Source organism: Streptomyces sp. NBC_01077 (genome assembly GCF_045162855.1).
GTDB lineage: Bacteria > Actinomycetota > Actinomycetes > Streptomycetales > Streptomycetaceae > Streptomyces.
Genome location: NZ_CP108669.1, coordinates 3197890 through 3224866, shown reverse-complemented (window position 1 = coordinate 3224866; position 26977 = coordinate 3197890). Strand labels below are relative to the sequence as shown.

19 protein-coding genes are annotated in these 26977 nt (G+C 71.4%); 12 read left to right on the top strand and 7 right to left on the bottom strand.

Annotated features, from left to right (window positions below; genetic code table 11):
- Positions 1-45: 45 nt before the first annotated feature.
- The gene (locus tag OG462_RS14345; protein ID WP_406057819.1) at positions 46-3033 is read left to right on the top strand and encodes a bifunctional [glutamine synthetase] adenylyltransferase/[glutamine synthetase]-adenylyl-L-tyrosine phosphorylase; all 2988 of its coding nucleotides are present in this window, start codon (positions 46-48) and stop codon (positions 3031-3033) included.
- Between the two features lie 123 nt (positions 3034-3156).
- On the opposite strand, the gene OG462_RS14340 is transcribed toward OG462_RS14345, so the two are convergent.
- A complete protein-coding gene (locus tag OG462_RS14340) occupies positions 3157-3768 on the bottom strand; it encodes a TetR/AcrR family transcriptional regulator (RefSeq protein ID WP_406057818.1) in 612 nt (203 codons plus the stop codon).
- Positions 3769-3867: 99 nt separating this feature from the next.
- On the opposite strand from OG462_RS14340, the gene OG462_RS14335 reads away from it, so the two are divergent.
- The gene (locus OG462_RS14335) at positions 3868-5448 is read left to right on the top strand and encodes an APC family permease (RefSeq protein ID WP_406057817.1); all 1581 of its coding nucleotides are present in this window, start codon (positions 3868-3870) and stop codon (positions 5446-5448) included.
- Positions 5355-6926, top strand: a complete 1572-nt coding sequence (locus tag OG462_RS14330; RefSeq protein WP_406057816.1) for an amidohydrolase — start codon at positions 5355-5357, stop codon at positions 6924-6926. Before OG462_RS14335 ends, OG462_RS14330 begins: the two co-directional genes overlap by 94 nt.
- Here the strand turns inward: OG462_RS14330 and OG462_RS14325 are convergent.
- Positions 6910-7872, bottom strand: coding sequence for a phosphatase PAP2 family protein (locus tag OG462_RS14325; RefSeq protein WP_406057815.1), 963 nt, complete (start codon positions 7870-7872; stop codon positions 6910-6912). The two genes, OG462_RS14330 and OG462_RS14325, sit on opposite strands and share 17 nt — an antisense overlap.
- Positions 7873-8058: 186 nt before the next feature.
- Positions 8059-9087 (bottom strand): LacI family DNA-binding transcriptional regulator, encoded by a 1029-nt coding sequence (locus OG462_RS14320; RefSeq protein ID WP_266965325.1) that lies wholly within the window; start codon positions 9085-9087, stop codon positions 8059-8061.
- A 358-nt stretch (positions 9088-9445) separates the two neighbouring features.
- On the opposite strand from OG462_RS14320, the gene OG462_RS14315 reads away from it, so the two are divergent.
- The 7 genes from OG462_RS14315 (at position 9446) to pulA (ending at position 22691) form a co-directional block, all read left to right on the top strand.
- Positions 9446-10720, top strand: coding sequence for an extracellular solute-binding protein (locus OG462_RS14315; RefSeq protein WP_406057814.1), 1275 nt, complete (start codon positions 9446-9448; stop codon positions 10718-10720).
- A 22-nt stretch (positions 10721-10742) separates the two neighbouring features.
- Positions 10743-11756, top strand: coding sequence for a carbohydrate ABC transporter permease (locus OG462_RS14310; RefSeq protein ID WP_406057813.1), 1014 nt, complete (start codon positions 10743-10745; stop codon positions 11754-11756).
- On the top strand, positions 11753-12652 hold the full coding sequence (locus OG462_RS14305) for a sugar ABC transporter permease (RefSeq protein ID WP_406057812.1): 900 nt from the start codon (positions 11753-11755) through the stop codon (positions 12650-12652). Before OG462_RS14310 ends, OG462_RS14305 begins: the two co-directional genes overlap by 4 nt.
- Positions 12653-12714: 62 nt before the next feature.
- Complete coding sequence (locus OG462_RS14300; protein WP_406057811.1) at positions 12715-14382, top strand: glycoside hydrolase family 13 protein; 1668 nt, start codon at positions 12715-12717, stop codon at positions 14380-14382.
- Entirely contained in the window at positions 14370-15455 is a 1086-nt protein-coding gene (locus OG462_RS14295) for a LacI family DNA-binding transcriptional regulator (RefSeq protein ID WP_406057810.1), read from the top strand. Before OG462_RS14300 ends, OG462_RS14295 begins: the two co-directional genes overlap by 13 nt.
- Before the next feature lie 122 nt (positions 15456-15577).
- On the top strand, positions 15578-17308 hold the full coding sequence (locus OG462_RS14290) for a carbohydrate-binding module family 20 domain-containing protein (RefSeq protein WP_406057809.1): 1731 nt from the start codon (positions 15578-15580) through the stop codon (positions 17306-17308).
- Positions 17309-17390: 82 nt separating this feature from the next.
- Positions 17391-22691: a pullulanase-type alpha-1,6-glucosidase gene (pulA, locus tag OG462_RS14285; RefSeq protein WP_406057808.1), complete on the top strand. Its 5301-nt coding sequence runs from the start codon at positions 17391-17393 to the stop codon at positions 22689-22691.
- Positions 22692-22694: 3 nt separating this feature from the next.
- Here pulA and OG462_RS14280 read toward each other — a convergent pair whose 3' ends face one another.
- The gene (locus OG462_RS14280; protein ID WP_406057807.1) at positions 22695-23213 is read right to left on the bottom strand and encodes a GNAT family N-acetyltransferase; all 519 of its coding nucleotides are present in this window, start codon (positions 23211-23213) and stop codon (positions 22695-22697) included.
- Positions 23214-23278: 65 nt separating this feature from the next.
- Here OG462_RS14280 and OG462_RS14275 point away from each other — a divergent pair, with 65 nt between their 5' ends.
- Positions 23279-23611, top strand: coding sequence for a 5-carboxymethyl-2-hydroxymuconate Delta-isomerase (locus OG462_RS14275; RefSeq protein WP_406057806.1), 333 nt, complete (start codon positions 23279-23281; stop codon positions 23609-23611).
- Here the strand turns inward: OG462_RS14275 and OG462_RS14270 are convergent.
- A complete protein-coding gene (locus OG462_RS14270; RefSeq protein ID WP_406057805.1) occupies positions 23596-24327 on the bottom strand; it encodes a TetR/AcrR family transcriptional regulator in 732 nt (243 codons plus the stop codon). The genes OG462_RS14275 and OG462_RS14270 overlap by 16 nt on opposite strands.
- A 37-nt stretch (positions 24328-24364) precedes the next feature.
- Between OG462_RS14270 and OG462_RS14265 the strand changes: the two genes are divergently transcribed.
- On the top strand, positions 24365-24886 hold the full coding sequence (locus OG462_RS14265; RefSeq protein WP_406057804.1) for a hypothetical protein: 522 nt from the start codon (positions 24365-24367) through the stop codon (positions 24884-24886).
- A gap of 8 nt (positions 24887-24894) precedes the next feature.
- Here the strand turns inward: OG462_RS14265 and OG462_RS14260 are convergent, their stop codons facing one another.
- Together OG462_RS14260 and OG462_RS14255 are read right to left on the bottom strand one after the other, a co-directional pair.
- Positions 24895-25962 carry a PDR/VanB family oxidoreductase gene (locus tag OG462_RS14260; protein ID WP_406057803.1) on the bottom strand — a complete coding sequence of 356 codons (1068 nt, stop codon included), beginning with the start codon at positions 25960-25962 and terminating at the stop codon, positions 24895-24897.
- Positions 25962-26846, bottom strand: a complete 885-nt coding sequence (locus OG462_RS14255; protein WP_406057802.1) for a metal-dependent hydrolase — start codon at positions 26844-26846, stop codon at positions 25962-25964. Before OG462_RS14255 ends, OG462_RS14260 begins: the two co-directional genes overlap by 1 nt.
- Positions 26847-26977 lie beyond the last annotated feature (131 nt).

The following is a 26977-nucleotide window of genomic DNA, read 5'->3' as shown; positions in this document are numbered from 1 at the left end:
CCTCGGCTCCACCCCGGGGCGGACCTGCTCGGAGGGAGCGGCGGAATGACGGTGCCGGGACGCAGGAGCAGCACGTTCTCACGTCTGTTGCGGCACGGATTCACCGACCCCTCCGGGGCAGAGCGGCTCCTGGACGTGCCCGAGCTGTCCGCCCTGCGCGGTGACTCCGTCCTCCTCGACGCCCTCGGCGCCACCGCCGACCCCGACCTCGCCCTGCGCGGCCTCGTCCGCCTCGCCGAGGCGCAGCCCGAGACCGAGCGGCAGACCTTCACGGCCACCCTGCTCGCCGCCAAGCCGTTCCGGGACCGGCTCCTCGGGGTGCTCGGCGCCTCCGAGGCGCTCGCCGACCACCTGGCCCGGCACCCGCGCGACTGGGAGTCCCTCGTCACGTACGAGGCCGCCGACCTGCACCCCGGGGTCGCCGAATTCGAGCAGGGCCTCGCCGATGCCGTCGACGCGGTGTCACTGCGGGTCTCCTACCGCCGGTGTCTGCTGGCCATAGCGGCCCGTGACGTGTGCGGCACCACCGATGTCGCCCAGGCCGCCGCCGAGCTCGCCGACCTGGCGACGGCGACCCTGCGGGCGGCGCTCGCCATCGCCCGGACCGCCGCGCCCGCCGACGCCGCCATGTGCCGGCTCGCCGTGATCGCGATGGGCAAGTGCGGCGGCCACGAGCTCAACTACGTCTCCGACGTGGACGTGATCTTCGTGGGGGAGCCGGTCGAGGGCGCCGACGAGGGCAAGGCCCTCCAGGCCGCGACCCGCCTCGCCTCGCACCTCATGCGGATCTGCTCGGAGACCACCGTCGAGGGCACCATCTGGCCGGTCGACGCCAATCTGCGCCCCGAGGGCCGCAACGGCCCCCTCGTCCGTACGCTCTCCTCCCACCTCGCGTACTACCAGCGCTGGGCGAAGACCTGGGAGTTCCAGGCCCTGCTCAAGGCGCGCGCGGTGGCGGGGGACCCGGAGCTCGGCGCCCAGTACATCGACGCCGTCTCCCCGCTCGTCTGGCAGGCCGCCGAGCGCGAGAACTTCGTCCCCGACGTGCAGAAGATGCGCCGCCGGGTCGTCGACAACATCCCCGCCGCCCAGGTCGACCGCGAGCTCAAGCTCGGCCCCGGCGGCCTGCGGGACGTCGAGTTCGCCGTCCAGCTCCTCCAGCTGGTGCACGGCCGCAGTGACGCCACGCTGCACAGCGGCACCACCCTCGACGCGCTCGCCGCCCTCGCCGCCGGCGGCTACGTCGGGCGCGCCGACGCCTCCCAGCTCGACGAGGCCTACCGCTTCCTGCGGGCCATGGAGCACCGCATCCAGCTGTACCGGCTGCGCCGCACCCACCTCGTCCCCGAGGACGAGACCGACCTGCGCCGCCTCGGCCGTTCGCTCGGGCTGCGCACCGACCCGGTCGCCGCGCTCAACAAGGAGTGGAAGCGGCACGCGGCCGTCGTCCGCCGGCTGCACGAGAAGATCTTCTACCGCCCGCTGCTCGACGCGGTCGCCCAGCTCGCTCCCGGCGAGATCCGGCTCAGCCCGAAGGCGGCCGGACAGCGGCTCGAAGCGCTGGGTTACGAGGACCCCGCCGCCGCCCTGCGCCACCTGGAGGCGCTGTCCTCCGGAGTGAGCCGGAAGGCCGCGATCCAGCGGACCCTGCTCCCCGTGCTGCTCGGCTGGTTCGCGGACTCGGCCGACCCGGACGCCGGCCTGCTCGGCTTCCGCAAGGTCTCCGACGCCCTCGGCAAGACCCCCTGGTACCTGCGGCTGCTCCGGGACGAGGGTGCCGCCGCCGAGAACCTCGCCCGGGTCCTCTCCGCCGGACGCCTCGCCCCCGACCTGCTGCTGCGCGCCCCCGAGGCGGTCGCGCTGCTCGGCGACCCGGAGGGGCTCAAGCCGCGCGGCCGGGAGCATCTGGAGCAGGAGGTCCTGGCGGCGGTGGGCCGCGCGGCCGACGCCGAGCAGGCGGTCGCGGCCGCCCGCGGGGTGCGCCGCAGGGAGCTGTTCCGTACCGCCGCGGCCGATCTCATCGGCTCGTACGGCACCGAGGACAGCCCGCGCGAACCCGACCCGGGCGCCTTGGTCGACCGGGTGGGGGAGGCCGTCACCGACCTCAACGCGGCGACCATCGCGGGCGCCCTGCGGGCCGCCGTCCGCGCCGAGTGGGGCGACGAACTGCCCACCCGGTTCACGGTCATCGGCATGGGCCGCTTCGGCGGTCACGAGGTGGGGTACGGCTCCGACGCCGACGTCCTGTTCGTGCACGAGCCGCGCGAGGGCGTCGACGAGCAGGAGGCGGCCAGGGCCGCCGGCCGGGTGGTCGCCGAGATGCGGAGGCTCCTCCAACTCCCCACGGCCGACCCGCCGTTGCTGATCGACGCGGACCTCAGGCCGGAGGGCAAGAGCGGTCCCCTGGTCCGTACGCTGAAGTCGTACGCGGCCTACTACCACCGCTGGTCCCTCGTCTGGGAGAGCCAGGCGCTGCTGCGCGCCGAACCCATCGCGGGCGACCGCGAGCTGGGGGACCGCTTCCTCGAACTCGTCGACCCGCTGCGCTACCCGGCCGAGGGTCTCGGCGAGGACGCAGTCCGCGAGATCCGCCGCCTCAAGGCCCGGATGGAGTCCGAGCGGCTGCCGCGCGGCGCCGACCCGACGCTCCACGCCAAGCTGGGGCGCGGCGGCCTGAGCGACGTCGAATGGACGGTCCAGCTGCTCCAGATGCGGCACGGCTGGGTGGAGTCGGGGCTGCGGACGACCCGTACCCGCGAGGCGCTCGGGGCGGCGCACGCGGCCGGCCTCATCCCGACGGAGGAGGCGCAGACCCTGGACGAGGCGTGGGTCCTCGCCACCCGCGTCCGCAACGCGGTGATGCTGGTCCGCGGCCGCCCCGGCGACACCTTCCCTTCTGACCCGCGCGAACTCGCGGCGGTCGGGCGGTACTTGGGGTACGAGGCCGGCCATGTCGGCGAGATGGTCGACGACTACCGGCGCATCACCCGCCGGGCCAGGGCGGTCGTCGAGGAGCTGTTCTACGGGGCGTAGGCCCCATGGTGCCGACCGTGCGGGCGACGAGTGCCGGCCCGTGCCCGCGCCCGGGCCCGGCCGGCGGGCGACGAGTGCCGGCCCCTGCCCGGCCTAGGTCCGGCCTGATCCACAAGGCACGCCCTACGCCCTGTCCGGCATGCCCCGGATGTGGGCCAGGTAGCCGGCCAGGGCCAGTTCGAAGGCGGTGTCGGTGCGGCCGCCCTCGGGGAAGGCGGCCAGGGCCCGCGCGAGGCGCGGGGTCGCCGTGTCGTCGGCCAGCTCCCACATCGCCTCCGGGGCGGCCATGTCGAGGGCCGAGCCCAGGACCAGGTTCTCCAGGGCGATGATCACCGGCATGACGTCCGGGAGGGCGAAGCCCGCGTCGAGGAGGAGGGCGACCGCCTGCTCGTACTGCTCAAGGACCCGGGGGGCGCGCACCGGTGAGCCGGTGAGCAGCGGGATCGCCTTCGGGTGGGCGGCGAAGGCGGCCCGGTAGGAGCGCGCCCAGGCGGTGAAGGCCGCGTCCCAGGGCTGCCCGACGAGCGTGCCGCCGTCGATGGCGGCACAGACCCGCTCCCGCAGCAGCTCCACGATGCCGTCCCTGCCGTCCACATGGTGGTACACCGACGCCGTCTGCACCCCGAGTCGTCGCGCGATCTGCGGGACGCTGAAGTCGCCCTGCTCGTCGACGAGTTCGAGCGCCGTGGTGGTGATGCGCGCCCGGTCGAGGAGGGGCTTGTGCGGCCGGCCCATGGACGTTCTCCCGCTGTTCAGGTCTTCCCGAATCGTTGGGCACGAGGCTACATTGCGCCAACCGAAAGCCTTTAGGTTTACGAGAAGGGCTTCTCCCGCATGTCCTCCAGCACCTCCGACAAGCCGCCCGGCCTGCGCACCGGCACCCTCACCACCGCCGACATCTCCTTCTTCGTCGTCTCCGCCGCCGCACCCCTCACCGTGATGGCCGGCGTCGCCCCCATCGCCCTCGTCCTCGGCGGCATCGGCGCCCCGGCCGGCTACCTCCTCGCCGGCATCACCCTGGCGATCTTCGCCGTCGGCTTCACCACCATGAGCCGCCACGTCCGCAGCGGCGGCGCCTTCTACGCGTACATCGCCCAAGGGCTCGGCAAACCGCTCGGCATCGCCGCCGCGCTCGTCGCCATGGTCGGCTACAACGGCATGGAGATCGGCGTCTACGGGCTCCTCGGCTCCGCCACCGCCGACACCGCCGACGCCCTGTGGGGCGTCGACCTGCCCTGGCTTCCGATCGCCCTCGCCGGCCTGGTGCTCATCTGGTACGGCGGCTACCGCTCCATCGACTTCGGCGCCAAGGTGCTCGGCGTCCTGCTCGTCGCCGAGACCGGCATACTCGTCCTCCTCGCCGGCGGCGTGCTCCTCAAGGGCGGCGCCGACGGGCTCTCCCTCGCCTCCTTCGCCCCCGGCAACGTCCTCGTGCCCGGCACGGCGGCCGTACTCGCCTTCGCCTTCTCGGCCTTCACCGGCTTCGAGTCCACCGTGATCTACCGCCGCGAGGCCCGCGACCCCGCCCGCACCATCCCCCGCGCCACCTACATCGCGGTCGCCTTCCTCGGCCTGTTCTACGCCTTCGTCGTCTGGACCGTGATCCAGGCCTTCGGCGACGACCAGGTCGTCGCGGCCGCCGCCGGCGACACCGGCGGACTGTTCTTCGCCGCCATCACCACCTACGTGGGCCCCTGGGCCGCCGACCTGATGCACGTGTTCATCGTGACCAGCATCATCGCCTCGCTGCTCGCCTTCCACAACGCGATCAACCGCTACGGCCTCGCCCTCGCCGAGGAGGGTGTTCTGCCCGCCGCCCTCGGCCGGATCCACCCCCGCCACCGCTCCCCGTACGTCGCGGGCCTCACCCAGACCGTGCTCGGCGCGGGCGTCGTCCTCGGCTTCGCGGCCGCCGGCGCCGACCCGTACACCCAGCTGCTGCTCTGGGTGAACACCCCCGGGATGCTCGGGCTCATGGCGCTGATGCTGCTCGCCGCCCTCGCCGTCGTGCGCTACTTCCGGCGCGTCCCGCACCAGGAGGGCGCCCTGCGCACCCTCGTCGCCCCCGTCGCCGCCGCAGCCCTGCTCGCCGTGGCGATCTGGCTCGTCGCCTCCAAGGTCGCGCTCTTCACCGGCGCGTCCCCGACCGTCAACACGGTCCTCGTCGCCGTCGTCCCCACCGTCCTCGCCCTGGGGCTCCTCCTCGCGTACCGGCTGCGCCGCACGCGCCCCGAGGTCTACGCCCACTTCGCCGAAGAGCCGCCCACAGAGCCGCACGCCGAGCCGCACCCCCACCCGCACGCCGAAGGAGCCGACCCCTCGTGTCCGCAGCCCCCGACCTCCTCCTCGTCGACGCCCGCGTCCGCACCCCCGAACCGAGCGGCCACACCGCTGTCGCCGTCCGCGACGGACTGATCACCGCCCTCGGCGACGCCACCGACGCCCGCGCCTGGCGCGGCCCCGGCACCCAGGTCGTCGACCTCGGCGGTGCCACCCTCACACCCGGCCTCACCGACGCCCACAGTCACCCCGTCTGGGGCCTGGAGATGTTCACCGGCACCGACCTGTCCGGCGTCAGGGACCTCGACGAACTTCGGGCCGCCCTCCGCGGCGCCGAGCGCCGCGACGGCTGGATCATCGGCTTCGGCCTCGACCACAACGCCTTCGGCGGCCGCCCCGTCCATCGCGACCTGATCGAGGACGTCCTCGACGGCGCCCCCGCCCACCTCCGCCTCTACGACGGTCACTCGGTCCTGGCCAGTGCGGCCGCCCTCAAGGCCGCCGGCATCGACGGCCCGCGCGCCTTCGCCCAGCACTCCGAGATCGTCTGCGACGCCGACGGGCGCCCCACCGGCCATCTGGTCGAGCACGCCGCCATGGACCTGATGACCCCGGTCCTGCCCACCCAGCCGTACGCCGAGCGCCGCGACCGGCTCGTCGACCTGCTCACCGGCATGGCCGCCACCGGACTCACCTCCGCCCACGTCATGGACCTCGGCGGACACGACGTACCCGGTCTGCTCACCGCCCTGGAGGAGGGCGGTGAGCTGCCGCTGCGCCTCCGTCTCGCCCCCTGGTGCATGCCCGGTGCCACCGAGGAGGAGCTGGACGGGTTCGTGGAGCTCCAGGGGCGGGCCGGACGGATGTGGGCGATCGGGGGCGTGAAGTTCTTCATGGACGGCACCGTCGAGGGCGGCACCGCCTGGCTGGAACACGCCGACTGCCACGGCCGGGGCACCGATGCCTTCTGGCCGGACCCGGCCGCGTACTCCGCCGCTGTACGCCGTCTCCACCGCGCCGGGGTCGGCACCGCCACCCACGCCATCGGCGACGCCGCCGTACGGCACGTCCTCGACACGGTGGAAGGCCTCGGCGCGGGTGGTCCCCGCCACCGCATCGAGCACATCGAGACGGTCCCCGACGACCAGCTCGGGCGCTTCGCCGCGCTCGGCGTCGTCGCCTCGATGCAGCCCCCGCACACCGCGTACACCCGCGCCGACCACACCGACGAGTGGTCCAAGCGGCTCGGCGAGGAGCGGGCGGCCCGCGCCTGGCGCTGCCGTGACCTGCGGGACGCCGGGGCGTATCTCGCGCTCGGCTCGGACTGGCCCATCGCCCACTACGACGCCCGGCAGGTCCTCGCCACCGCACAGGCCCCGCGCGGCGCCGCCTCGGCCCGGCACGGGCTCACGGGCCTGATGGCCCTGGAGGGCATGACCACGCACGCGGCGGTCGCGGCGGGGGAGGAGCAGGTCGCGGGCCGGATCACCCCGGGCTGCCGCGCCGATCTGACCGCTTTCGCGGTGGACCCGGTGCAGGCCCCGGCGGGCGAGACGGAGAGCGCCCCGATCCGTCTCACGGTCGCCGGCGGCCGGATCACCTACGGGAACTGACCGAGCGCTCCGTATCGGCCTTCTCGGTCCCATCCGTCACTGCGGCCGCATCGAGCGCCTCGGCCTTCGCGTCCTCGCGGTCCGCCTCCACCTTCGGGGGCGGGCCGCTCCGCGTCACCGCGCCGGGCATCGGCTCGACCAGCTTGGGCAGGCGGTGCGGGCGGGAGCCGTACCAGAAGTACGAGACGAGGAAACCGAAGGCGAGGCAGATCATGCCGCCGACCGCGTCCAGCCAGAAGTGGTTCGCGGTGGCGACGATCACGACGAGGGTCGCCGTCGGGTAGAGCAGGCCCAGGATCTTCGCCCAGGGCGCCTTGGCCAGGAGGAAGATCGTCAGGCCGCACCAGAGGGACCAGCCGATGTGCATCGACGGCATCGCCGCGTACTGGTTCGACACGTGCTTGAGGTTGCCCGAGGCCATCGAGCCCCAGGTGTGGTGGACGAGCACCGTGTCGACGAAGTCCTGGCCGTTCATGAGCCGGGGCGGCGCGAGCGGGTACAGGTAGTAACCGACCAGGGCCACACCGGTGGTGGCGAACAGGACGGTACGGAACGCCGCGTAACGGCCCGGGTGCCATCGGTACAGCCACACGAGCACACCGATGGTCACGATGAAGTGCAGCGTCGCGTAGTAGTAGTTCATCGACACGATCAGCCACGTCACCGAGTTCACGGCGTGGTTGACGGCGTGCTCGAAGGCCAGGCCGAGGGACTCCTCCGCCTGCCAGATCCAGTCGGCGTTCTTGAGCGCCTGGGTCTTCTGCTCCGGTACCGCGTTGCGGATGAGCGAGTACGTCCAGTAGCTCACCGCGATGAGCAGGATCTCGAACCAGATCGTGGGTCGCCGGGGCGCGCGCGCACGCAGGCGTGCGAACCTGCCGTCGGTCACGATGGGTGACGACGGGGTCGTCCGGTCGTCCAAACTCTTCACGGTCGTTTCACCCATAGGGAGAGAGTCTGCCAGATGCCTGCCCCCCGACCGATCATCCCCCGGACGGGTTCGGAGCGCACCCGGTCCACCTCAGGAAGGAGGTCGTAAGGGGGGTGCCGTAGGGGTCGGGTACGGGGTCAGGCGGGTACGGGGTCAGGCGTGCACGGGGTCAGGCGCCCGAGGGGTCAGACGCGCACGGGGTCAGGCGCGCGCGGCCGGCGGGGCCGAGGCGGTCGAACCGCGGACGACCAGCTCGGGCATGAAGACGAACTCGGAGTGCGGGGCGGGAGTGCCCCCGACCTCTTCGAGCAGCGCGCGGACCGCCGCCTGCCCCATCGCCTGCACGGGCTGCCGGATGGTGGTCAGCGGCGGATCGGTGAACGCTATGAGGGGAGAGTCGTCGAAACCGACGACGGAGACGTCCCTCGGCACGTCGAGCCCCTGCTGCCGCGCGGCCCGGATCGCGCCGAGCGCCATCATGTCGCTCGCGCAGACCACCGCCGTACAGCCGCGGGAGATCAGCGCCCCGGCCGCGGCCTGGCCGCCCTCCAGGGTGTAGAGGGAGTGCTGGATCAGCGCCTCGGACTCCTCGAAGCCGAGCCCGAGCCGCTCCTCCATGCCCTGCTGGAAGCCCTCTATCTTGCGGAGCACCGGCACGAACCGCTTCGGTCCGACGGCGAGCCCGATCCTGGTGTGCCCGAGCGCGGCCAGGTGCGTCACCGCCAGCCGCATCGCGGCCCGGTCGTCGGGGGAGACGAAGGGCGCCTGCACCTTGGGGGAGAAGCCGTTGAGGAGGACGTACGGGACACCCTTGCCGCGCAGCTGGTCGTAGCGCGTCATGTCGGCGGTGGTGTCGGCGTGCAGTCCGGAGACGAAGATGATGCCGGCGACGCCCCGTTCCACCAGCATGTCGGTGAGCTCGTCCTCGGTGGACCCGCCGGGGGTCTGGGTGGCGAGCACCGGGGTGTATCCCTGCCGGGTCAGGGCCTGCCCGATGACCTGCGCGAGCGCGGGGAAGATCGGGTTGTCCAGTTCGGGGGTGATGAGGCCGACGAGCCCCGCGCTGCGCTGGCGCAGTCGTACGGGCCGCTCGTAGCCGAGCACGTCGAGCGCGGCAAGGACGGATTCGCGGGTGGCCCCGGCCACACCGGGCTTGCCGTTGAGCACGCGGCTGACTGTGGCCTCACTGACCCCCGCCTGGGCTGCGATGTCGGAGAGCCGCGCGGTCATGAGGATGGACTGTACCGGTCACGGGGCGTATTGCCCACCGCACGGATGACGCCCGCGTGATGCAAGCCACTCCGCAAGGTCTTGCAGGTTTTGCGGGGCGTGCGTGGTGTGCCCGGGGCGTGCGCGCGGGGGCGTACGGCGCGCAGGGGGCGTGTGTCAGCTGCTGTCAAGCGATTCGACGGCAACCTTAGGGACACGTGGATGTAACGATCCCCGGTCCTTGCAGAAAGTTCTCGCAAGGTCTTTCGGCTCGTTTTCATCCCTGTTACGTTCCTGGCAACCCGGAGCGCCGCGAGGGAGCGGTCGCATGAGGAAGGTTCCAGCCCCTCGTCCCCCCGGGATCTTCGAAGGAGTTCACATGCGGCGTGGCATAGCGGCCACCGCGCTGGTCGCGGCCCTGGGCGTGACCCTGGCGGCGTGCGGTAGTGACAGCGGTTCGGACGGCGGCTCGAAGAGCTCGGGCGAGCTCTCCGGCACGGTGACCTGGTGGGACACCTCCACGGTCGGCTCCGAGGACAAGGTCTTCAAGAAGGTCGCCGAGGACTTCAAGAAGAAGCACCCCAAGGTCACCGTCAAGTACGTGAACGTGCCGTTCGGTGAGGCGCAGAACAAGTTCAAGAACGCCGCGCAGTCCGGCTCCGGCGCCCCCGACGTCATCCGCTCCGAGGTCGCCTGGACCCCCGAGTTCGCGGACCTCGGCTACCTCGCCCCGCTCGACGGCACCCCCGCCCTCAAGGAGTCCGAGGACTTCCTGAAGCAGGCCGCCGCCTCCACCCAGTACAAGGGCAAGACCTACGCGGTCCCGCAGGTCATCGACTCCATGGGCATCTTCTACAACAAGAAGATCTTCAAGGAGGCCGGCGTCGAGGTCCCCAAGACCATCGACGAGCTCAAGACCGTCTCCGCCAAGATCAAGCAGAAGACCGGCAACCCCGGCCTCTACCTGCGCGGCGACGACGCCTACTGGTTCCTCTCCTTCCTCTACGGCGAGGGCGGCGACCTCGTCGACGCCGAGAAGAAGACGATCACCGTCGACAACCCCGCCGGCGTGAAGGCCTTCACGGTCGTCAAGGACCTGGTCGACTCCGGTGCGGCCAAGACCGACGCCACCGACGGCTGGAACAACATGCAGACGGCCTTCAAGGACGGCAAGGTCGCCATGATGATCAACGGCCCCTGGGCCGTCGCCGACACCTTCGCCGGCAAGGAGTTCACCGACAAGGCCAACCTGGGCATCGCCCCGGTGCCGGCCGGTTCGGCCAGCCAGGGCGCCCCGCAGGGCGGTCACAACCTCGCCGTCTACGCGGGCTCCAAGAACCTCGACGCCTCCTACGCCTTCGCCGAGTACATGACCTCGGCCGAGACCCAGGCGACGGTCGCGAAGGAGCTCAGCCTCCTCCCGACCCGTGAGTCCGTCTACATCAAGCCGGACGTCGCGACCAACGAGATGATCACCTTCTTCAAGCCGGTCGTCGACAAGGCCGTCGAGCGCCCGTGGATCCCGGAGACCGGCAGCCTCTTCGCGCCGCTCGTCACCGAGTACACCAAGGTCCTCACCGGCCAGACCACCCCGGACAAGGGAGCGAAGGCGACGGGCGACGCCTACCGCAAGCTCCTGAAGGACTGGAAGTAAAAGAAGGAAGGCAGGCCGGCTGATGGCTGTGGACACCCCCAGCCAGTCGGTGGCGAAGGCCGCGGGCGACTCTGTCGCCCCCGGCCGGAGCCGCGGAACTGGTAAGCCCCGGGGCGCGGCGAAGCGCTCCCTCTCCACCTACTGGTACGCCTGGGCGATGGTCGCCCCCGTGATCGTCGTGATCGGCGTGATCATCGGTTACCCGCTGGTCCGCGGCATCTACCTGTCGCTGACCGACGCGAACGAGCGGAACGTCGAGCGGTCCATCGGCGTCAACCACATCCCGTCGAGCTACGAGTTCGTCGGTCTCGACAACTACGTCGACGCGCTCACGGGCACCCAGTTCCTCTCTACCCTGGGCTGGACGCTGGTGTGGACGGTGTCCTGTGTCTCGATCACCTTCGCCCTCGGCCTGGCCCTCGCCAACATCCTCAACCGCAGGATCGCCGGCCGCTCCTTCTACCGGCTGCTGCTGATCCTGCCCTGGGCCGTGCCCGGCTTCGTCTCCGTCTTCGCCTGGCGCTTCCTCTACAACCAGGACAACGGCCTGCTCAACAAGATCCTCGCGGGCGGCGGCATCGACGCCGTCCCGTGGCTCAACGACCCGACCTGGGCCAAGTTCTCGGTCATCGCCGTCAACGTCTGGCTCGGCATCCCCTTCATGATGGTCGCCCTCCTCGGCGGGCTCCAGTCCATCCCCGGCGAGCTGTACGAGGCCGCAGAGATGGACGGCGCCAGCGCCTGGCAGCGCTTCCGGCACATCACCATGCCCGGGCTGCGCTCGGTGTCGACGACGGTGATCCTGTTGTCGACCATCTGGACCTTCAACATGTTCCCGGTGATCTTCCTGCTCACCCGGGGCGGGCCCGGCGAGGCCACTCAGATCCTCGTCACCCAGGCCTACAAGTTCTCCTTCGAGGTCAGTCCGCGCGACTTCGCCCAGTCGTCCACGTGGGGCGTGCTCATCCTCGTCCTCCTGATGCTCTTCGCCGCGGTCTACCGGCGAGTCCTCCGCAAGCAGGGAGAAGTCTGGTGACGACCACGACCACGACGCCCACCCGCCGGGCCGCGGCCCCCGCCCACCGGGCTCCGGCCAACACGCCCCTCCGCGGCCGTCGTTCGCCGTTCGCCTCGGTCGCGCTGCACGTCACACTGATCGTGGCGTCCGTGATCGCCGTCTTCCCCGTGCTGTGGGTCCTGCTGACCTCGCTCAAGCCGGCCAAGTACGCGATCACCACGGACTTCTTCAAGGAGACGACGCTCGAGAACTACACGAACCTGCTGAGGGACACCCCGTTCCTCACCTGGTTCGGCAACTCGCTGCTGGTCGCCGGTCTCACCACCGTCGTCGGCGTCTTCATCTCCGCCACCACGGGCTACGCCGTCAGCCGCTTCCGCTTCCCCGGCAAGCGCGGCCTGATGTGGACGCTGCTCATCACCCAGATGTTCCCGGTCGCCGTCCTGATCGTGCCGATCTACAACATCATGGCGTCGATGGGCCTGCTCAACCAGCCGGCCGGCCTGGTCATCACGTACCTGACCATCGCCGTCCCGTTCTGCGCGTGGATGATGAAGGGCTTCTTCGACACCATCCCGCGCGAGATCGACGAGTCCGGCTACGTCGACGGCCTCAACCCGTTCGGCACGTTCTGGCGGCTGATCCTGCCGCTCGCGAAGCCGGGCATCGCCGTCACCGCCTTCTACTCCTTCATCACCGCCTGGGGCGAGGTCGCCTACGCCTCCGCCTTCATGGTCGGCGACGAGAACCTCACCCTGGCCGGCGGACTGCAGAAGTTCGTCAACCAGTACGGCGCCCAGTGGGGCCCGATGGCCGCGGCCTCCGTGCTCATCGCCGTCCCCGCCGCCCTGGTGTTCCTCGTCGCCCAGCGGCACCTGGTCACCGGCATGTCCGCCGGTGCCGTCAAGGGCTGACGGCCCTGCGCCCGCCTTCTGTACGCACCTCTGTACGCCTCTCCTTACCTCCCAGGGAAGACATGACCCAGCATCTCGCCACCCCGGCCGACGCCCCGACCACCGGCACGCACACGGGCTGGTGGAGAGACGCGGTGATCTACCAGGTCTACCCGCGCAGCTTCGCCGACGGCAACGGTGACGGCATGGGCGACCTGGAGGGCATCCGCAGCCGGCTGCCGTACCTCAAGGAACTCGGCGTCGACGCCGTCTGGCTCTCCCCGTTCTACGCCTCGCCGCAGGCCGACGCCGGTTACGACGTCGCCGACTACCGGGCCATCGACCCCATGTTCGGCTCGCTCCTCGACGCCGACGCCGTGATCCGCGAGGCCCACGAACTGGGCCTGCGCATCATCGTCGACCTGGTCCCCAACCATTCCTCCGACCAGCACGAGTGGTTCCAGCGCGCCCTGCGCGAGGGCCCCGGGTCGGTGCTGCGCGAGCGCTACCACTTCCGCCCCGGCAAGGGCGAGAACGGCGAACTGCCGCCCAACGACTGGGAGTCCATCTTCGGCGGCCCGGCCTGGACCCGCACCGAGAACCCGGACGGCACCCCCGGCGACTGGTACCTCCACCTCTTCGCCCCGGAGCAGCCCGACTTCAACTGGGAACACCCCGCCGTACGCGACGAGTTCCGCTCGATCCTGCGCTTCTGGCTCGACATGGGCGTCGACGGCTTCCGCGTCGACGTCGCCCACGGCCTGGTCAAGGCCGAGGGCCTGCCCGACCTCGGCGCCCACGACCAGCTGAAGCTGCTCGGCAACGACGTCATGCCGTTCTTCGACCAGGACGGCGTCCACGAGATCTACCGCTCCTGGCGGAAGGTGCTCTCCGAGTACGACGGGGAGCGCGTCCTCGTCGCCGAGGCCTGGACCCCCACCGTCGAGCGCACCGCGAACTACGTGCGCCCCGACGAGATGCACCAGGCCTTCAACTTCCAGTACCTGGGCACCCACTGGGACGCCGCCGAGCTGCGCCGCGGCATCGACGAATCGCTCGAAGCGATGCGCCCGGTCGGCGCCCCCACCACCTGGGTGCTCTCCAACCACGACGTCACCCGGCACGCCACCCGCTTCGCCAACCCGGCGGGCCTCGGCACCCAGCTCCGTGAGCCCGGCGACCGCGAACTCGGCCTGCGCCGGGCCCGCGCGGCGACGTTGCTCATGCTGGCGCTGCCCGGCTCGGCGTACGTCTACCAGGGCGAGGAGCTCGGCCTGCCGGACGTCACCGACCTGCCCGACGAGGTCCGCCAGGACCCGTCGTTCTGGCGGGCGTCCGGCCAGGACGGCTTCCGCGACGGCTGCCGGGTGCCGATCCCGTGGACCGTCGAGGGCAGCTCGTACGGCTTCGGCGACGGCGGCTCCTGGCTGCCGCAGCCCACCACCTGGGGCGGTCTGAGCGTCGAGGCGCAGACCGGCGACCCCGGCTCCACCCTGGAGCTGTACCGCAGTGCGCTCGCCGTGCGGCGCGCACAGCCCGGACTCGGCGCGGGCGAGGCCGTGGAGTGGCTGGAGGCACCCGAGGGTGTGCTCTCCTTCCGCCGCGACGGCTTCGTCTGCGTCGCCAACACCACCGGCCGGGGCATCTCCGTCCCGCTGCCCGGCCGGTTCCTTCTCTCCAACGAGGAGATCACGATCGTCGACGATGAGGCGGTCCTGCCCGCCGACACCACCGCCTGGTGGGCGGTGTGACGATCCCCCTGCCGCGGGGCGCCGGGAACGGCGCCCCGCGGCTCGCGGACATCGCGGCCCAGTCCGGGGTCAGCGAGGCCACCGTCAGCCGGGTCCTCAACGGCAAGGCGGGGGTGGCCGGCGCGACCCGGCACAAGGTGCTCGCGGCGCTCGACGTGCTCGGCTACGAGCGCCCCGTACGGCTGAAACGGCGCAGCGCGGGCCTCGTCGGGCTCGTCGTGCCCGAGCTGACCAACCCGATCTTCCCGGCGTTCGCGCAGGTCGTCGAACAGGTCCTCGCCGGGCACGGCTACACCCCGGTGCTCTGCACCCAGATGCCCGGCGGCGCCACCGAGGACGAGCTCGTCGAGCAGCTCGTGGAGCGCGGGGTGGCCGGCATCGTCTTCCTCTCCGGGCTGCACGCGGACGCGTCCGCCGACCCGGCCCGCTACGCCCGGCTGACCGCCCGGGGCGTGCCGTACGTCCTCATCAACGGCTACAACGAGCACATCGACGCCAACTTCGTCTCCCCGGACGACCGGGCGGCGGCCCGCATGGCCGTACGGCACCTGGTCGAGCTCGGCCACGAGCGCATCGGCCTCGCCATCGGCCCCACCCGTTACGTGCCCTCGCGCCGCAAGGCCGAGGGTTTCACCGCCGAGTTGTACGAGCTCCTCGGAGTCGAACGCGCGGACGCGGAACGGTTCATCAGACCCACGCTCTTCGGCGTCGAGGGCGGGCACGCGGCCGCCGACATCCTGCTCCGCGAGGGCTGCACCGGCATCGTCTGCGGCTCCGACCTGATGGCGCTCGGCGTGATCCGCGCCGTCCGGGCCCGGGGCCTCGACGTGCCCGGGGACGTCTCCGTCGTCGGTTTCGACGACTCGCCGCTGATCGCCTTCACCAGCCCGCCGCTGTCCACCGTGCGCCAGCCCGTCCAGGCCATGGCGACGGCGGCCGTCGGCGCGCTCCTGGAGGAGATCGAGGGGAATCCCGTGCAGCGCACGGAGTTCGTCTTCCAGCCGGAGCTGGTGGTGCGCGGCTCCACGGCACAGCCGCCCGCCCGGGCAGCGCTGCCGCAAGTCCTTTCGTAACAACTTGCGTCGGGGTGTCCGGAGGGTTGACCGGGCGTCGGGGCACTCGTACGGTCACGGCTGAAAACAGTTGCTGAAGTTTTCGGCAACTTCTTGCGACAGTGAAGTCAGCAGGAGGAATCATGGCCAGAAAAACCGTGGCCGCTGCACTCGCCCTCGCGGCGGGAGCTGCCGCTGTGGCCGTCACGGGAAACGCCCCGGCGCAGGCCGCCCCGCCCGGCGAGAAGGACGTCACCGCGGTGATGTTCGAATGGAACTTCGCCTCCATCGCCCGCGAGTGCACCGAGCGCCTCGGCCCCGCCGGATACGGATACGTCCAGGTCTCCCCGCCCCAGGAACACCTCCAGGGCGGCCAGTGGTGGACCTCGTACCAGCCCGTCAGCTACAAGATCGCCGGACGTCTCGGCGACCGCACCGCCTTCAAGAGCATGGTCGACACCTGCCATGCGGCCGGCGTCAAGGTCGTGGCCGACTCCGTCATCAACCACATGGCGAACGGCTCCGGCACGGGAACGGGCGGGACCTCGTTCTCCAAGTACGACTACCCGGGCCTCTACTCCGGCTCCGACATGGACGACTGCCGCTCCTCGATCTCCAATTACCAGGACCGCGGCAACGTCCAGAACTGCGAACTCGTCCAGCTCCCCGACCTCGACACCGGCGAGGAGTACGTCCGCGGGAAGATAGCCGGCTACCTCAACGACCTGCTCTCCCTCGGCGTCGACGGCTTCCGCATCGACGCCGCCAAGCACATGCCGGCCGCCGACCTCGCCAACATCAAGTCGCGGCTCACCAACCCCGGCGTGTACTGGAAGCAGGAGGCCATCCACGGCGCCGGCGAGGCCGTCTCCCCGAGCGAGTACCTCGGCAGCGGAGACGTCCAGGAGTTCCGCTACGCCCGCGACCTCAAGCGCGTCCTCCAGAGCGAGAAGCTCGCCTACCTCAAGAACTTCGGCGAGGCATGGGGCTACATGCCCTCCGGCCAGTCCGGCGTCTTCGTCGACAACCACGACACCGAGCGCGGCGGCGACACCCTCTCCTACAAGGACGGCGCGAACTACACCCTCGCCTCCGTCTTCGCCCTCGCCTGGCCCTACGGCTCCCCGGACGTCCACTCCGGCTACGAGTGGACCGACAAGGACGCCGGTCCGCCCAACGGCGGCCAGGTGAACGCCTGTTACGCAGACGGCTGGAAGTGCCAGCACGCCTGGCGCGAGATCTCCTCCATGGTCGCCTTCCGCAACACCGCGCGCGGGCAGGCCGTCACCGGCTGGTGGGACAACGGCAGCAACGCGATCGCGTTCGGCCGCGGCACCAAGGCGTACGTGGCCATCAACCACGAGACCTCGGCGCTCACCCGCACCTTCCAGACCTCGCTGCCCGGCGGCGCCTACTGCGACGTCCAGTCGAACAGGCCCGTGACGGTGAACGCGTCCGGCCAGTTCACGGCCACCCTCGCCGCCAACACGGCCCTGGCCCTGCACGTGAACGCGACGAACTGCGGCGGTGCCACCCCGACCACGCCGCCGCCGACGACCCCGCCGACGACGCCGCCCGCCACCGCGGGCGCCGCCTTCAACGTCACCGCCACCACCGCGGTCGGCCAGGACATCTACGTCACCGGCAACCGCGCCGAACTCGGCACCTGGTCCCCGGCGGCCGCCCTCAAGCTCGACCCGGCCGCGTACCCCGTCTGGAAGCTCACCGTCGGCCTGCCCGCCGGAACGGCCTTCGAGTACAAGTACATCCGCAAGGACGCCGCCGGAAACGTCACCTGGGAGTCCGGCGCCAACCGCACCGCGACCGTCCCCGCCTCGGGCCAGATCGCCCTGAACGACACCTTCCGCAGCTGACCTCCCTTCCTCTCCAGGGCCGCCCCTCCACCGGGGCGGTCCTCCCACCCGTACCCCCGTCCCTCCTCCAGGGAGCACCCCCGTGACACGCAAGAGAACGGCGGTCGCACTGGCCGCCGCCCTGTGCGCCGCCCTCGTGCCGGCCGTCCCCGCGTCCGCCGCGCCCCGGCCCCCCGCCCCGCCCTCCGACCGGGCGCTCGCGGCCGAGCCCGCCCGCCAGGACCTCACCCGCGAGCAGTTCTACTTCGTCCTGCCCGACCGCTTCGCCAACGGCGACACCTCCAACGACCGGGGCGGACTCACCGGCAGCCGTACGCAGACCGGCTTCGACCCCACCGACAAGGGCTTCTACCAGGGCGGAGACCTCAAGGGCCTCACGGATCGGCTCGACTACATCAAGGGCCTCGGCACCACCGCCATCTGGATGGCGCCGATCTTCAAGAACCGGCCCGTGCAGGGGGAGGGGAAGGACGCCTCCGCCGGGTACCACGGCTACTGGATCACCGACTTCACCCAGGTCGACCCGCACTTCGGGACCAACGCGGACCTGGAGAAGCTGATCGCCGCCGCCCACCGCAAGGGCATGAAGGTCTTCTTCGACGTCATCACCAACCACACCGCCGACACCGTCGACTACGCCGAGCAGAAGTACGGCTACCGCCCCAAGGGTGCCTACCCGTACCTCGACAAGGACGGCCGGCCCTTCGACGACCGCGACGCCCTCGGCAAGGTCGACGCCGGCTCCTTCCCGTACACCCCAGTCGCCTCCGCCGAGAAGGCGGACGCCAAGGTCCCGGCCTGGCTCAACGACCCGACGATGTACCACAACCGGGGCGACTCCACCTGGGCCGGCGAGTCCGCCGAGTACGGCGACTTCGTCGGCCTCGACGACCTGTGGACCGAGCGCCCCGAGGTCGTCGACGGCATGAAGAAGATCTACGAGAAGTGGGTCCGCGACTTCAAGATCGACGGCTTCCGCATCGACACCGTCAAGCACGTCGACCTGGACTTCTGGACCCAGTGGGCCACCGCCCTCGACGCCTACGCCAAGAAGCAGGGCCGCGAGGACTTCTTCATGTTCGGCGAGGTCTACTCCGCCGACACCACCGTCACCTCCCCGTACGTCACCCGGGGCCGGCTCGACGCCACCCTCGACTTCCCCTTCCAGGACGCCGCCCGCGCCTTCGCCTCCCAGGGCGCCGGAGCCGACCGCCTCGCCAAGGTCTTCGCCGAGGACTACCGGTACACCACCGACAAGGCCAACGCCTACGAGCAGGTGACCTTCCTCGGCAACCACGACATGGGCCGCATCGGGACCTTCCTCAAGCAGGACAACCCGAACGCCTCCGACACCGAACTCGTCCGCCGGGCCACCCTCGCCAACGAGCTGATGTTCCTCTCCCGCGGCAACCCGGTGATCTACTACGGCGACGAGCAGGGCTTCACCGGCCCCGGCGGCGACAAGGACGCCCGCCAGACCCTCTTCGCCTCCAGGACCGCCGACTACCTCGACGACGACCAGCTCGGCACCGACCGCACCCACGCCACCGACGCGTACGACCCCACGCACCCGGTGTACAAGTCCGTCGCCGCCCTGTCGAAGCTGACCCGCGACAACCCGGCCCTCCGCGACGGCGTCCAGCAGGAACGGTACGCCGAGGGCTCCGTCTACGCCTCCTCCCGTACGGACAGCAAGACGCGGACCGAGTACCTCGTCGCCACCAACAGCGCCACCACCGACAAGACGGTGACCGTGCCCGTCGACTCGGCGAACTTCCGTGCCCTGTACGGAAGCCAGGGTGCCGTGGCCGCCGCGAACGGCAAGGTCACCGTCACCGTCCCCGCGCTCTCCTCCCTGGTCCTCAAGGCCGACAAGCCCCTCCCGGCCCCCGCCGTGAAGCCGTCCGTCAGCCTCAAGGCCCCCGCCGCCGGAGCCACCGGCACCGTCGAGCTCACCGCCGACGTCAGCGGCGGCGGCCTCAACCGGGTCGTCTTCGCCGCCCAGACCGGCAACGGCCGCTGGCAGACCCTCGGCACCGCCGATCACGCCCCCTACAAGGTCACCCAGCACGTGACCGCCCCCGCCGGCACGGCCCTGCGCTACAAGGCCGTCGTCGTCGACAGCACCGGCCGCACCGCGAGCGCCACCGCCGCCAGTACCGCGGGCCAGGCCCCCGCGCCCGAGAAGCCGGTCGCCGTCGAGCGGACGTACGCCGTCGTGCACTACCAGCGCGAGGACGGGAACTACGACGGCTGGACCCTGAAGGGCGCGGGCCAGGAAGCCGCGTTCACCGGTCGCGACGCCCACGGCGCCTTCGCCTGGGTCAAGGTCCCCGAAGGCGCGTCCACCGTCACGTACACCGTCGAGAAGAACGGCACCGCCGACGGCCCGCAGCGCAGCGTCGACCTCGGCCGCACCGGCGAGGTCTGGATCACCCAGGGCCAGGACGGCCAGTCCGACACCGCCCCCGCCGGCCCGCCGCAGGACAAGACCAAGGCCGTCCTCCACTACCAGCGCGCCGACGGCGACTACGACGGCTGGGGCCTCCACACCTGGACCGGCGCCGCCCAGCCCACCGACTGGTCCAAGCCCCTGATGCCGACCCGGGCCGACGCCTACGGCGCCGTCTACGAGGTCCCGCTCACCGAGGGCGCGAGCTCCCTCTCGTACATCCTCCACAAGGGCGACGAGAAGGACCTGCCCACCGACCAGTCCCTCGACCTCGCGAGCCTCGGCCACGAGGCCTGGATGCTCTCCGGACAGCAGAAGTACCTGCTCCCGACCGTCGGCGGCGCCCCGAACCTCGACCTCGGCAAGGCCGAGGCCCAGTGGATCGACCGCGACACCGTCGTCTGGAAGGTCAAGGCCACCGAGGCCACCAGCCAGCAGCTCGTGTACGCCGAGGACGGCGGGATCACCGTCACCGACGGCGCCCTCAACACCGAGGGCCGGTGGCTCCGGCTCAACCAGACCACGCTCACCGACGCCCAGAAGGCGAAGTACCCGCACCTCAAGGAGTACCCGGCCTTCACCGTCGACCCCCGCGACGCCGACCGCGTCCGCGACTCCCTGCGCGGCCAGCTCATCGCGACCCAGCGCGCGGCCAACGGCGCCCTGCTCGCCGCCACCGGCGTCCAGACGGCGGGCATTCTCGACGACCTGTACGCGGCGAAGGCGACGAAGGCGGCCCTCGGCCCGGTCTTCACGGGCGGCCGCACCACTCTCTCCCTGTGGGCCCCCACCGCCCGGTCCGTGGCCCTCGAACTCGACGGCCGGACCGTGCCCATGCGGCGCGACGACGCCTCCGGCGTCTGGTCCGTCACCGGCCCGAAGTCCTGGACGGGCAAGCCGTACCGGTACGTGGTGAAGGTCTGGGCGCCGACCGTCCAGAAGATCGTGGTCAACAAGGTCACCGACCCCTACTCCACCGCCCTCACCACCGACTCCGCCCGCAGCCTCGCCGTCGACCTCACCGACCCGAAGCTCGCCCCGTCCGGCTGGCGCGGCCTGAAGAAGCCCGCCGCCGTGCCGCTGCGCGACGCCCAGATCCAGGAACTCCACATCCGCGACTTCTCCGTCGCGGACCCGACGGCCGAGGCCGACCACCGGGGCACCTACCTCGCCTTCACCGACTCCGGCAGCGCCGGCGTGAAGCACCTGAAGGACCTGGCCGCCTCCGGCACCTCCTACGTCCACCTCCTCCCGGCCTTCGACATCGGCACCATCCCCGAGAAGAAGTCCGACCAGGCGGAGCCCGCCTGTGACCTGAAGGTCCACGCCCCCGACTCCGAGGAGCAGCAGGCCTGCGTGACCGCCGCCGCGGCCAAGGACGCGTACAACTGGGGCTACGACCCGCTGCACTACACCGTCCCCGAGGGCTCCTACGCCACCGACCCCGAAGGCACCCGGCGCACCGTCGAGTTCCGGCAGATGGTCAAGGCCCTCAACGGCAACGGCCTGCGCACGGTCATGGACGTCGTCTACAACCACACCGTCGCCGCCGGACAAGCCGACAAGTCCGTCCTCGACCGGATCGTGCCCGGCTACTACCAGCGCCTCCAGGCCGACGGCACCGTCGCCAACTCCACCTGCTGCGCCAACACCGCGCCCGAGAACGCGATGATGGGCAAGCTCGTCGTCGACTCGATCGTCACCTGGGCCAAGGACTACAAGGTCGACGGCTTCCGCTTCGACCTCATGGGCCACCACCCGAAGGCCAACATCCTGGCCGTGCGGAAGGCCCTGGACGAGCTGACCGTCGCGCGCGACGGCGTCGACGGCAAGGCGATCATCCTCTACGGCGAGGGCTGGAACTTCGGCGAGATCGCCGACGACGCCCGCTTCGTCCAGGCCACCCAGAAGAACATGGCCGGTACGGGCATCGCGACCTTCTCCGACCGGGCCCGCGACGCCGTGCGCGGCGGCGGACCCTTCGACGAGGACCCGGGCGTCCAGGGCTTCGCCTCCGGCCTCTTCACCGACCCCAACGCGTCCACCGCCAACGGCACCCCGGAACAGCAGAAGGCACGGCTCCTCCACTACCAGGACCTGATCAAGGTCGGCCTGACCGGCAACCTCGCCGACTACTCCTTCACCGACACCTCCGGGCGTACGGTCAAGGGCAGCCAGGTCGACTACAACGGTGCCCCCGCCGGATACGCCGCCGCCCCCGGGGACGCTCTCTCCTACGCGGACGCCCACGACAACGAGGCCCTGTACGACGCGCTCGCCTTCAAGCTCCCGGCGGGCACGCCGGCCGCCGACCGGGCCCGCATGCAGGTCCTCGCCATGGCGACCGCGACCCTCTCGCAGGGCCCGGCGCTCTCCCAGGCCGGCTCGGACCTGCTGCGCTCCAAGTCCCTCGACCGCAACTCGTACGACAGCGGCGACTGGTTCAACGCGATCCACTGGAACTGCGGCGACGGCAACGGTTTTGGGCGGGGTCTCCCGCCGGCCGCCGACAACAAGGCCAAGTGGGGCTACGGAAAGCCGCTCCTGGTGAATCCGACCCTGACGGCCGGCTGCGAGCAGATCGACGGCGCCTCCGCCGCGTACCGCGACCTGCAGAAGATCCGCACCACCGAGCCGGCGTTCTCCCTCGCCACCGCGGGGCAGGTGCAGGACGCCCTGTCCTTCCCGCTCTCGGGCAGCGAGGAGACCCCGGGCGTGATCACGATGCGCCTGGGCGACCTGGTGGTGGTCTTCAACGCCAGCACCCGGCAGCAGACTCAGCGGGTCTCCGGCCTGGCCGGTACGTCGTACGCCCTGCACCCTGTGCAGGCGGCGGGCTCGGACAGGGTCGTGAAGTCGGCGTCCTACGAGCCGGGCTCGGGCACCTTCTCGGTCCCGGCGCGGACGGTGGCGGTGTTCAGGGCGAGCTGACCGTCACGACTCGGTGATCGCCCGCTCCATCAGGGTCACCCCGTAACGCGTGCCGTCGGCGGCGAGCTTTCCCGGCTCCTCGCCGACGGCACGGTAGCCCGCGGCCTCGTAGTACGTACGGAGCCGCGGGTTGTTCGACAGACAGTCCAGCCGGGCGACGGCCCGACCGCCGGCCGCGATCCGGCCCTCCGCGTGCGCGAGCAACGCCCGCCCGGTGCCGGCCGGAGCCGTCTCCCGGACGGCCATCAGCCGGTGCACGTACCCGGCGACCGGCGGCTGCGGGCCCCAGGCCTGCTCGTCCTCCCACCACAGCTCGTACGCCCCGACCGCCCGGTCGCCGTGGGAGGCCAGCCACACCTCACCGCCGGCGAGGCGCTCCCGGAAATGCCCCGCGCTCTTCCCGCCGGGCTTCCACTGGTCGATGCCGTTCCGCAGCATCCACCGGGCAGCGCCGTCGTACATTCCCACCAGAAGGTCCAGATCGCGGTCGTCCGCCTGCCGGAAGGTCACTTGTGCCGTCATGGCGTACACCGTAAAGGTGTGGCCAGACATCCGACAGCCGTATCCCTCTGGCCGGGAGTGCCCTCATGCCGCAGATCACCGTCGACCACTCCGCGCCCCTCGACCGGCGCGGCTTCGCGCTCGCCCTCCACCCGCTCGTCGTGGAGACGGTCGACACGACGCTCGACGCCTGCAAGACCCGGTTCCGCGAGGTCGGGGAGACGGTCGTCGGGGACGGCTCCGGCGAGGACGTCATCGTGCACGTCGAGATCGCCCTGCTGTTCGGCCGCACGGACGACCTCAAGGCGCGCCTCTCGAAGGCCGTCCTCGACCTGCTGCCGAAGTACCTCACGTCGACGGAGGGCGTCCGCCTCTCCGTCGAGATCCGCGACCTCGAATCGTCCTACCGCAAGCGCTGATCGGGGACGACGGGCGCCGCTCCGGCCACCGGCACCAGCGCCGCGAGCCGGGCCACCAGCTCCCCGAAGGGGCCGTCGGCCGGCTCGTCCGCGAGGATGCCGACCAGGATCGCCGCCATGTCCGCGTCGTACGCGGCACTCACGGCCGCGAGGGCCGCGAAGTCGTGCACGAGCTGCAACTCCAGCTCGGCACGCGGGACCCGGCGCCCGTCCAGCCAGATCAGCGCCGTCGACTCGGCGAGCGACACCCAGGAACGCACGACCAACTCCAGGCGGGCGGACGGCTTCTCGACCCCGAGATGGGAGAGGATCTGCACGTACGCGGCGTGCCGCACCTCGTCGATCATCGCGTTCGTCGTGGAGGAACCCACCGCGGGCCCGCCCCGCATCAGCGCCGCGAAACCCGGCCCGTGGTCGTCGACGAAGTCGAAGAACCGGCCCATCACCCGCAACAGCCGCGCCCCGAGCGGCCCCTGCGGCGGCTCCACGAACCGGGCCGCCAGCTCGTCGGCCGCACGCCGGAGGGCCGCCTCGTAGAGGCTCTGCTTGCCGGGGAAGTAGTGGTAGACCAGCGGCCGCGAGATCCCCGCGGCCGCGGCGATCTCGTCGATGGACACCTCGTCGGGAGAGCGGTGGCTGAACAGTTCGAGAGCCACCCCGATCAACTGCTGCTTGCGCTCCTCGACGCCCATCCTGCGGCGTACCCCGGTCGTCATACGAACAGCCTAACGGGGTCCGTTACGCTGCTGCTCCATGAGCGCTTCCGACCGGGACACCCCGGCCACCAAGGCCCCGGAGGCCCCCGAGGCCGTCGCGGCCGACAAGACCCCTGCGGAGACCGCTGAGAAGGTCGCCGAGAAGGCCGCTGTGAGGGTCGCTGTGAAGGTCGCCGAGAAGGCTGCCGACGAGACCTCCGAGACCTCCGAGGCCGACGAACTCGACGAGGTGGCGGGGGACCACGAGGCCGACGAGGCTGAGGGGGACGACGAGGCCGACGAGGCCGACGAGGTCCGGACCGCCGGGCTCACGCCCAAGCAGGCGCGGCGGCTGCGTGTCGCCGCCGCCTCCGTGCTTCTCGTGGCGATGGCCGTCGTCCTGGTGATCCGCCTCGCGAGCCGGACGTCCGTCCTGGTCGTCGGCGTGTACGGGCTCGCGATGATCCTCTGCGGGATCGTGATCGAGCTGTCCCGCAACGGCCGTACGCGGCTCGGCACCTGGCTCCTGGTGGGTGGCCTCGTCAGCGCGCTCGCCCTCGACTGGCTGGTCCTGCCCTGACCTGACCCCTAGAGATCGAGGACGAGCCGCTTTCCCGCGCAGCGCGAGACGCAGATCAGCATCGTGTCGTTCCGCTCGGCGTCGGTGAGCAGCTCGTCCCGGTGGTCGATCTCGCCCTCCAGGACCCGCTGTTGGCAGGTCCCGCAGAAGCCCTGTCGGCAGGAGTACATGAGGCCCGGGACCTCCTCGCGGACGGCCGCGAGGACCGACTGGTCGGCCGCCACCTTCACCGTGCGTCCGGAGCGGCGCAGTTCGACCTCGAAGGCGGTGCCGCCGGTCGTCGCGGCGGCCGAGAAGCGTTCGAGGCGCGGGGTCCGGCCCTCCGGCATCGCCGCCGTCACGGCGTCCATGAGTCCGTCGGGGCCGCAGCAGTAGACAGGGGTCTCGGCCGGTACGTGGGCGAGGAAGCCCAGGTCGGGGTAGCCGGACTCGTCCTCGGCGGCGACGGTCACGCGGTCGCCGCCGCGGCCCAGCGCCTCGATCTCCTCCAGGTACGGCATGGTGGCGCGGCTGCGGCCGCAGTACACCAGCCGCCAGTCCGCACCGGCCGCCTCGGCGGCGCGCAGCATCGGCAGGACCGGGGTGATGCCGATGCCGCCGGCGACGAAGACGTACGCGGGGGAGTCGACGAGCGGGAAGCGGTTGCGCGGGCCCCGGATCTCGATCTCCACGCCCGCGTGGAGCTGCTCGTGGACCTCGCGCGAGCCGCCCCGGCCGCCCTGCTCGGCCTCGATCAGCCGGGTTGCCACGGTGTACGCGGTGGGGTCCGCCGGGTCGCCGCAGAGCGAGTACTGCCGTACGAGTCCGGTGGGCAGGACGAGGTCGACATGGGCGCCGGGCTGCCAGGACGGCAGACCGTTGCCCTCCAGGCGCAGTTCGACGACGCCCTCGGCGGGCGTGGCGCGTCCGGTGACGACGACCTTGCGGGGGACGGTGCTGCCCCGGCCGTATCCGGACACGGGCTCGTCGAGGGCGGGCATCGGCCACAGCGGGGCGGTGGTCATGCGGCTGCGGACGGCGCGGCGGACGAGCAGCGCGGCCCCGGCGACGAGCGCGACGGTGGTGAACCGGGGCATCAGCGGCCTCCGTTGGCGCCGGGGGAGGAGGCCAGGTAGGCCATCGCCTGCGCGGTGTCACCCTCCTGGGAGGGGTGGTAGGCGCGGCTGAGGTAGCGGGGTATCGAGCGCAGCATGTCCGGGGTGGAGGGCAGCACGCCCTGCCGGCCCTTGCGGACGAACTGGCCGAACGAGGCCTTGCCGTCGAGGAGGCTGGGGTCGTTCTCCATGAAGAAGCGGACGCCCCGCTGCCAGAGGAAGACGAGCGCGGAGAAGGCGAGCGCCCAGGTGCGGGCGCGGCGCCGGTAGCCGCCGTCGAGGTGCATGAAGAGCTCGAAGGCGACCGAGCGGTGCTCGACCTCCTCTGCGCCGTGCCAGCGCAGCAGGTCGAGCATGGTGGGGTCGGCGCCGACCCGGTCGAGCTCGTCGGCGTTGAGGACCCAGTTGCCGAGGAAGGCGGTGTAGTGCTCGATCGCGGCGATCATCGCGACCCGTTCCATCAGCCACCAGCGGCGCGGCCGGCCCGGCGGCAGGGTCCGGTCCCCGAGCAGCTTCTCGAAGAACCAGTCGACCTGCGCGGTGTACGGGGTGGGGTCGAGGCCCTGCTCCCTGAGGTGGGGGAGGACGTCGTCGTGGGCCTGGGAGTGGATGGCCTCCTGGCCGATGAAGCCGATGACGTCCGCGCGCAGCCGGTCGTCGGTGATGTACGGCAGCGCCTGCTTGTAGACGTGCACGAACCAGCGTTCGCCGGCCGGGAGCAGCAGGTGCAGCACGTTGATGGTGTGCGTGGTGAAGGGATCGCCGGGTACCCAGTGGAGCGGGGTCTCCTCCCAGTCGAAGGAGACCTTTCGGGCCTTGAGCTCGACGTGCTCCGACGCCACCGGTGCAGGCTGCGTATTAGACATGACGTCAATGTACTGAGGGGTAGGGCGGTGGCAACAGGTGTGTGCACGGTCTTTCTGGCCGGTACGGGACCTGACGCCCGGAGCCGCCTCAGGGCGCCCTCGCATCACCCCGGACCACCTCAGGCATCTCA

Bases quoted from the DNA above. Each gene is read 5' to 3' on its own strand.
- OG462_RS14345 (WP_406057819.1), top strand. From the start codon at position 46: ATGACGGTGCCGGGACGCAGGAGCAGCACGTTCTCACGTCTGTTGCGG.
- OG462_RS14340 (WP_406057818.1), bottom strand. From the start codon at position 3,768: ATGGGCCGGCCGCACAAGCCCCTCCTCGACCGGGCGCGCATCACCACC.
- OG462_RS14335 (WP_406057817.1), top strand. From the start codon at position 3,868: ATGTCCTCCAGCACCTCCGACAAGCCGCCCGGCCTGCGCACCGGCACC.
- OG462_RS14325 (WP_406057815.1), bottom strand. From the start codon at position 7,872: ATGGGTGAAACGACCGTGAAGAGTTTGGACGACCGGACGACCCCGTCG.
- OG462_RS14320 (WP_266965325.1), bottom strand. From the start codon at position 9,087: ATGACCGCGCGGCTCTCCGACATCGCAGCCCAGGCGGGGGTCAGTGAG.
- OG462_RS14315 (WP_406057814.1), top strand. From the start codon at position 9,446: ATGCGGCGTGGCATAGCGGCCACCGCGCTGGTCGCGGCCCTGGGCGTG.
- OG462_RS14310 (WP_406057813.1), top strand. From the start codon at position 10,743: ATGGCTGTGGACACCCCCAGCCAGTCGGTGGCGAAGGCCGCGGGCGAC.
- OG462_RS14300 (WP_406057811.1), top strand. From the start codon at position 12,715: ATGACCCAGCATCTCGCCACCCCGGCCGACGCCCCGACCACCGGCACG.
- OG462_RS14290 (WP_406057809.1), top strand. From the start codon at position 15,578: ATGGCCAGAAAAACCGTGGCCGCTGCACTCGCCCTCGCGGCGGGAGCT.
- OG462_RS14280 (WP_406057807.1), bottom strand. From the start codon at position 23,213: ATGACGGCACAAGTGACCTTCCGGCAGGCGGACGACCGCGATCTGGAC.
- OG462_RS14275 (WP_406057806.1), top strand. From the start codon at position 23,279: ATGCCGCAGATCACCGTCGACCACTCCGCGCCCCTCGACCGGCGCGGC.
- OG462_RS14270 (WP_406057805.1), bottom strand. From the start codon at position 24,327: ATGACGACCGGGGTACGCCGCAGGATGGGCGTCGAGGAGCGCAAGCAG.
- OG462_RS14265 (WP_406057804.1), top strand. From the start codon at position 24,365: ATGAGCGCTTCCGACCGGGACACCCCGGCCACCAAGGCCCCGGAGGCC.
- OG462_RS14260 (WP_406057803.1), bottom strand. From the start codon at position 25,962: ATGCCCCGGTTCACCACCGTCGCGCTCGTCGCCGGGGCCGCGCTGCTC.
- OG462_RS14255 (WP_406057802.1), bottom strand. From the start codon at position 26,846: ATGTCTAATACGCAGCCTGCACCGGTGGCGTCGGAGCACGTCGAGCTC.